This window comes from Thermosulfurimonas dismutans (genome assembly GCF_001652585.1).
GTDB classification, from domain to species: Bacteria; Desulfobacterota; Thermodesulfobacteria; order Thermodesulfobacteriales; family Thermodesulfobacteriaceae; genus Thermosulfurimonas; species Thermosulfurimonas dismutans.
In genome coordinates, this window is record NZ_LWLG01000017.1 from 35,072 (window position 1) to 45,396 (window position 10,325).

At 52.8% G+C, this 10,325-nt stretch carries 12 protein-coding genes; 10 read left to right on the forward strand and 2 right to left on the reverse strand.

Going from position 1 to position 10,325, the window contains the following annotated elements; translation table 11 throughout:
• Positions 1–3 precede the first annotated feature (3 nt).
• Positions 4–2,196, reverse strand: coding sequence for a TonB-dependent receptor (locus TDIS_RS09330; protein WP_068671620.1), 2,193 nt, complete (start codon positions 2,194–2,196; stop codon positions 4–6).
• 116 nt (positions 2,197–2,312) lie between these two features.
• Between TDIS_RS09330 and TDIS_RS09335 the strand changes: the two genes are divergently transcribed.
• Positions 2,313–2,942 carry a MotA/TolQ/ExbB proton channel family protein gene (locus TDIS_RS09335; protein ID WP_068671622.1) on the forward strand — a complete coding sequence of 210 codons (630 nt, stop codon included), beginning with the start codon at positions 2,313–2,315 and terminating at the stop codon, positions 2,940–2,942.
• On the forward strand, positions 2,929–3,336 hold the full coding sequence (locus TDIS_RS09340) for an ExbD/TolR family protein (RefSeq protein ID WP_068671623.1): 408 nt from the start codon (positions 2,929–2,931) through the stop codon (positions 3,334–3,336). Before TDIS_RS09335 ends, TDIS_RS09340 begins: the two co-directional genes overlap by 14 nt.
• Positions 3,337–3,523: 187 nt before the next feature.
• On the opposite strand, the gene TDIS_RS11090 is transcribed toward TDIS_RS09340, so the two are convergent.
• Positions 3,524–3,676: a hypothetical protein gene (locus tag TDIS_RS11090; protein ID WP_153303820.1), complete on the reverse strand. Its 153-nt coding sequence runs from the start codon at positions 3,674–3,676 to the stop codon at positions 3,524–3,526.
• 235 nt (positions 3,677–3,911) lie between these two features.
• Between TDIS_RS11090 and TDIS_RS11095 the strand changes: the two genes are divergently transcribed.
• The 8 genes from TDIS_RS11095 to TDIS_RS09375 form a co-directional block, all read left to right on the forward strand.
• Entirely contained in the window at positions 3,912–4,193 is a 282-nt protein-coding gene (locus TDIS_RS11095) for an energy transducer TonB (protein WP_153303821.1), read from the forward strand.
• A gap of 472 nt (positions 4,194–4,665) precedes the next feature.
• Positions 4,666–5,982: a tetrathionate reductase family octaheme c-type cytochrome gene (locus TDIS_RS09350; RefSeq protein WP_208595697.1), complete on the forward strand. Its 1,317-nt coding sequence runs from the start codon at positions 4,666–4,668 to the stop codon at positions 5,980–5,982.
• 10 nt (positions 5,983–5,992) lie between these two features.
• On the forward strand, positions 5,993–6,592 hold the full coding sequence (locus tag TDIS_RS09355; protein ID WP_068671625.1) for a cytochrome b/b6 domain-containing protein: 600 nt from the start codon (positions 5,993–5,995) through the stop codon (positions 6,590–6,592).
• 231 nt (positions 6,593–6,823) lie between these two features.
• Positions 6,824–7,189, forward strand: coding sequence for a FeoA family protein (locus TDIS_RS09360; protein ID WP_068671626.1), 366 nt, complete (start codon positions 6,824–6,826; stop codon positions 7,187–7,189).
• Positions 7,186–7,416, forward strand: coding sequence for a FeoA family protein (locus TDIS_RS09365; RefSeq protein ID WP_068671627.1), 231 nt, complete (start codon positions 7,186–7,188; stop codon positions 7,414–7,416). The genes TDIS_RS09360 and TDIS_RS09365 overlap by 4 nt, the downstream gene beginning before the upstream one ends.
• Complete coding sequence (feoB, locus tag TDIS_RS09370) at positions 7,413–9,563, forward strand: ferrous iron transport protein B (RefSeq protein WP_068671628.1); 2,151 nt, start codon at positions 7,413–7,415, stop codon at positions 9,561–9,563. Before TDIS_RS09365 ends, feoB begins: the two co-directional genes overlap by 4 nt.
• Before the next feature lie 3 nt (positions 9,564–9,566).
• The gene (locus TDIS_RS11100) at positions 9,567–9,713 is read left to right on the forward strand and encodes a hypothetical protein (RefSeq protein ID WP_153303823.1); all 147 of its coding nucleotides are present in this window, start codon (positions 9,567–9,569) and stop codon (positions 9,711–9,713) included.
• Between the two features lie 61 nt (positions 9,714–9,774).
• Positions 9,775–10,325: hypothetical protein (locus TDIS_RS09375; RefSeq protein ID WP_153303824.1), on the forward strand; the 551-nt coding region annotated here is incomplete at its 3' end.

Here is a 10,325-nt window from a genome sequence, read left to right on the forward strand (position 1 = left end):
ACCTCAGTATTCAAACTTCAACTCCGCAAACCAGGTCCTTCCCGGGGCCTGGTAGTAGTCGTAGTAATCCTCGTCAAAAACATTGTTGACAGAAAAAGAGAGGGTTGCTTTGTGCCAGGTAAGACTCACCTTGACATCGGCCACGAAGTATTCCTCCGAAGTCCCGTAAACGCCTTCAGCCTTGTCGGAGTTGTCGTCGTAACGGAAGACCTTACCTACATAATGGCCAAAGATGGAGAACTTGAGCCCAGGTAGATTTCCGGGGAGGGGGGGGTTAGCCGAGAGCTCGAAATTCCAGATCCAGGGCGGAACGCCAACGAAACGTTTACCCTCGGATTCGGGTTTGGCCGGATTGTCCGTGATCTTGGTGTCGTTGCGGGTGTAGTTAACCTTAGCGGAAAGCCAGGAAAAGGGTTTGAGTTCAAGCTCGCCCTCAAATCCCAGGATCTCTCCTTCCCCGGAGTTGGTCCAGATGTATTCCTTGGTATCGGAATAATAGGCCCGGTAGATGAAGTCCTCCATCCAGGTACGGAAGAGAGAGGCGCTAAGACGCAGGCGCTTTCCGAACCACCACCTCTCTCCCCCTACCTCCACGGTCCAGGAGGTCTCGGGATCAAGATCGGGATTTGAGCGGTAGGTGCGCCCGTACCAGCTCCAGGTGCGGTAGAGCTCATAAAGGTTGGGGGGACGGAAGGCCTTGCCGACCGAAAGTCTCAGGTTAGTGGAACCGTCTGGACGCCAGACCAGGGCCGCCTTCGGGGAGAAGGCCCCGTCGTCCCGATCGTCGTATCCTTCAACGGCCCCAACGTCACCGGCCTTACCGTCATAGGTCCACCAGTGGTCATAGCGCAGCCCCAGGTAAAGGGAGAGATCCTCTCTTACGGTCCAGATGTCCTGCACGAAGAGCCCGAGCGCGCGGCTCTTTCCCCGAGAAAGATAAAGCTTTTCCTCCTCGGAGTCCTCATCCCGATAGAAAACCAGTTTATGACTCTCTACATTCGACCAATCCCTCCGCAGGGTAAGACCGGCGGTAAGGAGGTGGCTTTCTCCTAAGGGAAGATTGCCCTTCACATCTAGATAATAGGTTTCACTATCGCTCTCGTTCTTTTCTCCGGAAGCGGTGTAGTAGTCCCCGCCTCGGTAGGGTTTTGTATAGTATCCGTCCCTCCTCAGAAAGCCAAAGTTGAATTCGGTTTCGAGTTTTCCGAAGACATCCCGATAGTTGAGGGAGACGATGCTCGTCTGATAGTCCCCGAGACCGGCATAGGAGATGAAGTCATAAGGAGAAACCGAGGCCGCAAGTCCTCCTGGAATACTCACCGTTCCGGAGAAGGCCGGCTTTCCGGCAGGATCGGTCAGATAGGTGTGAGGATGGCCGTAATCGTAGCGCTGCACCCCGTGCTGGAACCCGAGCCTTACTTCGCCCTCATCCCTTACATCAATCCCGATCTTCAGGTGATAGTTCCAGCGTTCACCCCGTTGATCTCCCTTGTCTCCCACCACCCAGCGCAATTTTTCTCCGGTGGGATCGGTGGTGGGGTAGCCCCCAATCAGGGTTCCGGTTCCGGTTTTAGGCGATTTCAATACCGGGACCGTGGGATACCCCTCCGTGCGGTCCTCTTCGTAGCCGGCGAGAAAGGCCAGACGCCCCACCCGGTCTCCCATGCTTATGCGCCAGCGGCGGGTTACATCCTCCCCCAGTCCGCCCGTGGCCGAAAAGGTAAACTTTTCCGGAAGACGGGTAAGGATATTGATGACCCCTCCCATGGCGTTTCCGCCCCAGAGGGAGGAAAAGGGCCCCCGTACCACCTCCACCCTTTCCACTTCGTCCAGCGAAAGGGTAGCCCAACGGACGCTATTTGAATAGCCGTCGTTTACCGGAATACCGTCAAGCAGAACCAGAGTCCGCCCCTGGCGGGGCAGTCCCCGGAGCTCCACCGAGGCTATGGTATCCATGAGCCCTTTCCTGCGGTGCACGAAGACCCCGGCCTCGTGTTTGAGGGCCTCGTCCAGGGTCTGAAGATTCTTTTTTTCCATGTCCTTACGGGTGATCACGCTCACTGCAGCCGGGGCCTCGGAGACTGCCTGCGGCACCCTAGTGGCCGTGACCACCACTTCCGGGACTTCTTCCTCCTCGGCCCATGCCGAGCCCATGGCAACGAGAATCAAGATCAACAGTCCCAGTCTGGTTAGCATCTCCCCCTCCTTGATTTTTTGTATCACTTTTTTAAAATTTGTAACACAAAGAGTAACGAGACCAAAAATGGATGTCAAGGGTAAGATAAGTAAACGTAAAGACTTGGAGAGGTCCTATGAGTCTATGGTGGTTGATAGAGAAAGGCGGGGTTCTGATATGGCCCCTTTTGGGGTGTTCAGTACTCGGGCTTGCGGTCTTTTTTGAAAGACTCGTCCGGCTTTTCCGGGCGGCCTCGAGGGATCCAGGACTTGTAGAAAGAGTAGCTGAGAAAGTACTTACCGGGGATCTTGAAGGGGCCAGACGGGAGTCCGCCCGAGAAGGAGGAGCCGTGGGCCGTATGCTCTATGAGGGACTCTCCATGGGGCTTACAGATGTGGAGACCGTGGAAAGGCTTCTTGCCTCGGCGGTGGAAAGAGAACTCGCTGGCCTTTCCCGGTATTTCGGACTCTTGGCCCTTATAGGAAACCTGGCCCCGCTTCTGGGGCTCCTCGGTACCGTAATCGGCATGATCAAGGCCTTTCAAACCGTAGAGGCCTTGGGGGAACGGGTCACGCCCTCACACCTTGCCGGAGGTATTTGGGAGGCCATGCTTACTACGGCAGCGGGCCTCACGGTGGCTATCCCGGTAATGATAGGACTCTCTTACCTTGAAGGCCGGCTCTCCCGCATAGAAAACGAGATGGAGGAGGCCGCCACCCTTCTATTAAAAGCCCTTAAAGAGAGGAGCCGTCATGCTTCGCATTAAAACTCGCCGAAGACCCACGGTTACCCTTCCACTTACGGCCTTGATTGACATCGTGTTCCTCCTGTTGATTTATTTCCTCCTGACCTCAAGCTTTATCAACCGGGAGGGCCTTAAACTGGATCTTCCGAAGGCGGTCTCCGGCAGGGCCATTAAAGCTCCCCTTACCGTTTACGTGGATCAGAAGGGCGAGATACACTTTCAGGGCCGAAAAATGAACGGGGCAGAGCTGCTGGAAGCCCTTGCCGAGGAACTTTCAAAAACTCCGGAAAAAAAGGTTGAGATTGAGGCCGATCGGAGGGCCCCGCTTGAGGCTGTGGTTTCCGCCATGGATGCCGCTCGGCTTGCCGGGGCCAAAACTCTCAGCCTGGCTACGGAGAAACCCGCAGAACCGTGAAACTAAACCGCCTCTTAATCCTGACTCTGGCGATCTCTCTGGTCCTTCATCTCTCGTTATTCCTCTGGGTAAACATTCCCCGAATCGGAAGGGCCGAAAAGGCCTCCCCGGATGGGAAGAAGATCCTCCTCTCCTTCCATTTACCATCCACACCTTCATCCCCCTCACTGGCAACCCAAAACCCCTCTCAGACCAAAAAACCGAACCCCTCGAAAAAGAGACCACATCCCCCCAGAAAGGCTTCCGAAAAACCTATTCCAAAAAAGACTTCCGCAAGACCTATCCCGAAAAAAATTGTCAGAAGCCCCACCCCCAAAAAGACCAAAAGGCCACAGTCCAAAACTCGAGACCCCCAAAAATCTTCCAAGAGCCCCCAAGAAGTTCATCAGGAGAAAGCTCCACCAGGACCTCCGGAGCCCGAGGAGGCCGAAACAAAAACTGAGGCCCAAAGGCTTTCGGGAACTTCCTCTAAGGAGAAAACCCACCTTACGAATGACCATCCCGCGCAAGTTCGCGGGGCTCCCTCCCCTTCAACCGGGCCTTCAAGGGCAGAGATAAAGACATCTTATCTTGCCATGATCCTTGCCCGTATCGAAAAAAAACGGTACTACCCTCGACTAGCCCGGATGCGGAACTACGAGGGCCGGGTGGGACTTCTCCTCGAAATCTCGGCCGAAGGAAAACTCCTTTCCGTAAAAATAGTAAAGGGCTCCGGGCATCGTATACTCGACCGGGCTGCCCTGAAGATAACCCGCATGGCCGCTCCCTTTCCACCCCCTCCACCAGAACTCGGTCCCCCTCCCCTAAAATTAAAGATTTTTTTGAGATTCCATCTCAAAAATGGAACTGTTCCTTAAAACGTCCTCAAACAATCCTTAAGAGATCTCAAATTAATGAGATTTAACCCTCACACTTTAGTATTCCAAACTCAAGCGCCCATCTTTAAAAAGGAACCTCTTCTGGTGGCTGCGTGCTTGACATTCATCACTCCATTTCTATTATTTTTTTGGAGACTAAATTTCAACAAGGAGAGAGAAAATGGGGGGGTGGATTCTTTTGGCTTTATTGCTTATGGTTTCCTCTGTTTGGAGCGGCCAGATTTCTTCCGGGGAGCGCAGTTATTTCAAACCACCGGCTTCAACCGCTGATCACTCGAAATTCGAAAGCCTAAAAAAGGATTTTAAGACCCCGGAGGAGGTAACCAAGGCCTGTCTTTCCTGCCACAATAAAGCCGGAGAACAGTTTGGCGGGACTTTGCATTATACCTGGACCTGGAAGGGGAAGGATGGGCGCCTCCTAGGGAAGTCTTGGGTAATAAATAATTTCTGAGTGGCGGTTACATCCAACTGGTGCAGGTGCACCAGCTGTCACGCAGGTTACGGTTGGAAAGACAGACATTTCGATTTCGCTCCAGAAAAAATCGATTGTCTGGTTTGTCACGACACCACCGGGACTTACAAAAAGTTCCCCACGGATTGTGGTTATCCTCCCCTGAAGGATAAGCTCTTTGCAGGCAAGAAACTCTTTAAGGCGGTGAATCTCTCTTATGTAGCCCAGCACGTGGGTCGTACCTCTCGGGAGTCCTGTGGAAAGTGCCATTTTTATTCCGGCGGTGGCGATGGTGTGAAGCGAGGCGATCTCGACTCCACCCTCAGGGCTCCGAGCCGAGAGCTTGACGTCCACATGGATGCCGAAGGGTTAAATTTCACCTGTGCCACCTGTCATACTACTGTGGCCCACGAAATCGATGGTCGGCATTACGATACCCCGGCTCCTGGGGCCCGAAGGTTCGCCCTCCCAAAGGATGACGGACATCGGGTGCGCTGTGAGTCCTGTCATGGCCGCCGTCCACACAGGGCCGAAAAGAAACTTATCAGTCTGAAACATCTTAAATTAAACGACCATACGGATCGATTGGCTTGTCAGACTTGCCATATTCCCTTCTATGGCCGCGGCCTTCCTACCAATATCTACTGGGACTGGTCAACCGCCGGAAGGTTTAAAAATGGAAAACCCATCGTGGAAAAGGGGCCTCTGGGAAGACCTATTTACCACACGAAGAAGGGAACCCTCAAATGGGGCAAAAATCTAGTGCCAGAATATCATTGGTATAACGGCACCATGCGATATCTCCTGGCTGGAGAGCCTCTGAGACTTAACGCCAAAGGCCAGGTGCTGCTCATCGCCCCGGCAGGGGAACCAGACGATCCGCAATCCCGCATCTTTCCCTTTAAACCCCATTACGGACGGCAACCCTTTGATCCCGTAAAGAGAACCATGGTTATCCCCAAACTCTTTGGAAACAAGGGAAGTGGGGCCTTCTGGACGGAATACGATTGGCAGAAAGCCGTAACCGCAGGTATGACCGAAGCCGGACTTCCCTTCAGCGGAAAAGTGGCTTTTATCGAAACGGTTCACTATATCCCCCTTTCTCACATGATTCCGCCCAAGGAAAAGGCCCTCAAATGTGCGGAATGTCACGTGAGGCAAGGGGGACGTATGGAAAAGATCACCGGTATCTATATCCCCGGACGGGACAGCTTCCTGTGGGTGGACCGGATTGGGATCTTTATTTGTGTTCTAACTCTGTTCCTAGTCACGGTTCATGGTCTGTTCCGTATGGTTATGTCCTTAAAAAGAAGATAGGGGGGAAGCCATGAAGGAAAAGATTTTCCTCTACCCCAGATTTGAACGCTTCTGGCATTGGACTCAGGCCTTTCTTATCGTTCTTCTACTCCTTTCGGGCTTTGAAATTCATGGAAGCTTGAGGATATGGGGCTTCGAGAAAGCCTATTACCTACACGTGTATTGCGCCGCCGGACTACTGATACTCACAGCCTTTTCCATTTTTTGGCATCTTACCACTGGAAGTTGGCGGCATTACTGGCCGGTAAAGGAAAAAATCCCACAAATTTGCTACTATTATGCCGTGGGAATATTCCGAAGAGAGGCCCACCCCTTTGAAAAGCGGCCAGACCAAAAACTCAACCCTCTTCAGCGTATAGTTTATCTTTTTTTAAAAATATTTCTCTATCCTCTTCAGTTTGTCACCGGTGGGATGCTTTTCCTCTATAAATGGTGGCCGAAACTCGGAATCAAGGCCACTTTTTCTGGAACGGTATATTGGCATCTTCTAGGAGCCTACGCCTTTCTCCTCTTTTTCATTCTCCACATCTACCTGACCACTACTACTCGGCCTTGGTACAATCACATCCGGGCAATGGTCTTGGGTTGGGAAGAAGTCGAAGTCCGGTAGATGGTCGTGTCACGGAGGACGTTCCTGATCCAGCCCTAGCCCTCAGCGGTGGCTAGGCATAAGAAAAAGACCCTCCCAAAACAGGATATACCTCTACCTTCTCCACACACTAATCATTATTAGAAATTAGTTTCAGTATCGATTTCGACTTTCAACATCTATTGACATACTTGGAATTTTTGCTATTAGTTATTGCAAATAAAAATCAATAATATTAAAGGAGGTGGGGACATGAAAGGCGGAGCCGTTACTGTTTTAGAACTGAAGCCAGGAGAAAGGGGGGAGGTGTGCGAGATCCTTCCCGGGGGAGGAGAAAAAAGGGGAGGTGGAAAAGGGCTCGCATATGGACACCGGCACTGTCACAGGCATCGGCATTGTCAGGGCAGAGGGCGCTCTCGCAGAGGTGGCGAAGGCAAGGGATGCGGAGAGAGATTGCTTGAGGTCCTTGGGGTTTACCGGGGACAGGTGCTGGAGGTCATGGAAAATCGGGGCTGCGGTCCCGTGGTCTTGAAGGTGGGAGATAGCCGGTTCGTTCTAGGGCGCGGCCAGGCCGCCCGTATCCTGGTCAACCGAATCGGGGAGGAGGTGAAATCATGAAACTTTCAGAAGTTAGTCCCGGCATGAAAGTAAAGATCATTAGGCTCGGCCAGGGCTTCCCAGCCCTTAGAAAGCGATTGCTCGATATGGGAGTCCTTTCCGGAGAGCCTATTACGGTGGAACGGGTAGCCCCGTTGGGTGATCCTCTGGAAGTAAAAATTAAGGGCTACCGGCTCTCCCTCCGTAAGGAGGAAGCCGATGAAATCTTGGTGGAGGTGGTCTCATGAGCAAAGAAATAGTAGTAGCGGTGGCCGGCAATCCCAATACCGGAAAGACCACCTTCGTGAATGCCATCGCAGGCACAAGGCTCAAAGTCGGAAATTGGCCCGGGGTCACGGTAGAGAAGAAGGAGGCCCGGCTCGAAGTAGGCGATGTAAAGGTTCGCCTGGTGGACCTCCCCGGCACCTACAGCCTAAGTCCCTTCAGTACTGAAGAGATTATAGCCCGTGATTTTCTAGTAAAGGAAAGGCCTGATGTAGTGCTGAATGTGGTAGACGCCACCAATCTGGAAAGGAACCTCTATCTTACCCTCCAGCTCATCGAAACCGGAAGACCCGTAGTATTAGTACTAAACATGTATGACGAGGCCCTAAAAAGAGGGTTGCGAATAGAGGTCGAAAAACTGGAAAAGCTCCTCGGAATCCCGGTGGTGCCCACAGTGGCGGTAAAGGGCGAAGGGGTGAGAGAGGCCCTTGAGACCGCGGTGAGGATCGCCGGAAGCGTTGCGAAATTGGACGGGCACGTAAGCTACGGGGAGGAGGTAGAAAAAGCGATCTCGGAAGTGGAAGACTGGTTGCTTAAAAAAGGATCGGCTGTTCTCGGCAAATATCCGACCCGATGGCTGGCTATCAAGCTCCTTGAAGGAGACCAGAAGGTCAGCGAGGAGACGGGTATACGAGAGCTTCCCGATCTTCCGATGGTCAAACATCTCCTCTCGGCCCACGGAGAACTGGGGGAGGTCTTGGCCGAAGTTCGTTACGGTATAGCCTCTGGCATAGTGAGGGAAAGTGTCCATAAAGAGGATGCACGTCCAGACCTTTCGGAGAAACTGGATCGCCTTTTTCTTAACCGCTACCTCGGGCTTCCCGTATTTATGGCTATGATGTGGCTACTCTTCAAACTAGCTTTTGATTTGTCTTCTCCCTTCGTGGACTGGCTCGATGGCCTCGTTGCCGGGGCTTTTACCGAAACCCTGGCCTGGGGCCTTTATAAACTTTCAGCACCCGAATGGTTCCAATCACTGGTGCTGGATGGAATAGTCGCGGGAGTAGGCACAGTAGCGGTTTTTCTACCGGTAATCTTTGCCATGATGTTTCTCATCACCTTTCTTGAGGGAAGTGGATATCTCGCGCGGGCGGCCTTTGTAATGGATCGAGCCATGCATACCGTGGGGCTTCACGGGAAGAGCTTCATCCCGCTCCTTCTCGGCTTTGGTTGTAATGTACCCGCGGTTTATGCCACCCGAGTGCTCGAATCTCGGAGAGATCGCGTCCTTACGGCCTTCCTCGCTCCGCTCATGTCCTGTGGAGCAAGGCTTCCCGTATATGTCCTTTTTGCAGGAGCCTTTTTCGGCTCGCGAGCCGGAACGGTAATCTGGTCCCTTTACATGGTTGGGATAGGCGCGGCCCTCCTGCTGGGGGCCATCCTGCAAAGGCTTCTCTTCCGGGGAGAGGCCACCTTTTTTGTAATGGAACTGCCTCCCTACCGTCTCCCTAGGGCGAAGTATCTCCTGGTTCATACTTGGGAGAAGACCCGTCACTTCGTTGTTAAGGCTGGAACTTACATTCTTGCGATGTCTATAGCGGTCTGGTTCCTATTTCATCTCCCACCAGGAGCGAAAGGGTTAGAGGAATCCTATTTGGGGCGCCTAAGCAAGGCGGTAGCCCCGGTGTTCAGCCCTCTGGGATTCGGTAACTGGGAAGCAGCTGCTTCTCTGGTTACGGGTTTTCTAGCTAAAGAAGTGGTGGTGAGCACTATGGGTGAAATATACGGCTTGAGCTCAGCGGAAGAAGACGAAATCCCTCAGGAATTCCCAAGCCATAGTTGGGGCGAGGTCTTCAAGGGATTGCCACTGGCCTTCGTAGAGGCCGGCCGTAATCTTTTGGCCGGGCTTTATCCGGTAAGCCTTGAACCGGACGAAGCTGAGGCTTCGCTGCTTTCAAGAATACGAGAAGTCTTCACCCCCCTTTCGGCTTACGCTTTCATGGTTTTTGTCCTGTTATATGTGCCGTGCATGGTAGTTTTGGCGGCCTTTTATATGGAATTTCGTAGTCTCCGCCTGACAGGGCTTATGTTGATCTCACATTTTGCCCTGGCCTATGGTCTTACTTATTTCCTCTACCAGGCCGGGAAACTTCTCGGATATGGGGGTTAAGGCATGGGGACTATGGACGCTGTTTTCGGGGTTATCGTAGCAACTGGTTTGTGGCTTTTGGGACGAAAGATCCGGCGGTTTTTACGCGAGGGTGGTCCGTGTTGCGGTTGCTCCGCCAAAAATTGTCCGGCTAAAACCCAAAAACCTTAAATTTTTTTGTCTATTTAATGAGAAAGAAAATCAATAAAAATAAAAAAGGAGGAGGTATAAGATGAACCAGAGGAAAAGTAATATCTTGGCAATGGTTATAGGGTTGACGGTGATTTTTTGGCTGGGTTTTACGGGGAAGGTTTTAGCCATCTCCCCGGAGGTGGAGGAGTTGAAACAGATGTTGCGGCAGGTGATAGAGGAGAACCGGAGGCTTTCGCAGAGGGTATCCGAGCTTGAAAGACGTCTTGCGGAATACGAAAGGGTGGAGCGGCCGGCCGTAGAAGTGGAAACCTCCGAAACCGGAGATAAGTGGTACGACCGGATTGAGGTTGGTCTTACGGCTGCGGGTCTGGTGCAGGGCCTCGTGGGGGTGGACAAGCACCTGGCCAACATCCATGCGCATGCCGGAAGAGAGCCTCAAGGGCAGTCGGACATAGTCATGCGAGATGAAGACAAGACCTATGCGGCCGCGGCGGTGGATCTTGAGCTTTCTACGGAGTTTTCGGAGAGGGATCGGGCCTACGTGCTTCTGGAGATGGGTTCGGGCAAGAATCCGGACTCCGAGGTGCCATCGTTTTCCGGGATAGTGGACGAGGCCTTGTCCATGGTCCC

What these genes read in the sequence shown, in the direction of transcription:
- TDIS_RS09330 (WP_068671620.1), bottom strand. Translation starts at nt 2,196, where the DNA reads ATGCTAACCAGACTGGGACTGTTGATCTTGATTCTCGTTGCCATGGGC.
- TDIS_RS09335 (WP_068671622.1), top strand. Translation starts at nt 2,313, where the DNA reads ATGAGTCTATGGTGGTTGATAGAGAAAGGCGGGGTTCTGATATGGCCC.
- TDIS_RS09340 (WP_068671623.1), top strand. Translation starts at nt 2,929, where the DNA reads ATGCTTCGCATTAAAACTCGCCGAAGACCCACGGTTACCCTTCCACTT.
- TDIS_RS11095 (WP_153303821.1), top strand. Translation starts at nt 3,912, where the DNA reads ATGATCCTTGCCCGTATCGAAAAAAAACGGTACTACCCTCGACTAGCC.
- TDIS_RS09355 (WP_068671625.1), top strand. Translation starts at nt 5,993, where the DNA reads ATGAAGGAAAAGATTTTCCTCTACCCCAGATTTGAACGCTTCTGGCAT.
- TDIS_RS09360 (WP_068671626.1), top strand. Translation starts at nt 6,824, where the DNA reads ATGAAAGGCGGAGCCGTTACTGTTTTAGAACTGAAGCCAGGAGAAAGG.
- TDIS_RS09365 (WP_068671627.1), top strand. Translation starts at nt 7,186, where the DNA reads ATGAAACTTTCAGAAGTTAGTCCCGGCATGAAAGTAAAGATCATTAGG.
- feoB (WP_068671628.1), top strand. Translation starts at nt 7,413, where the DNA reads ATGAGCAAAGAAATAGTAGTAGCGGTGGCCGGCAATCCCAATACCGGA.
- TDIS_RS11100 (WP_153303823.1), top strand. Translation starts at nt 9,567, where the DNA reads ATGGGGACTATGGACGCTGTTTTCGGGGTTATCGTAGCAACTGGTTTG.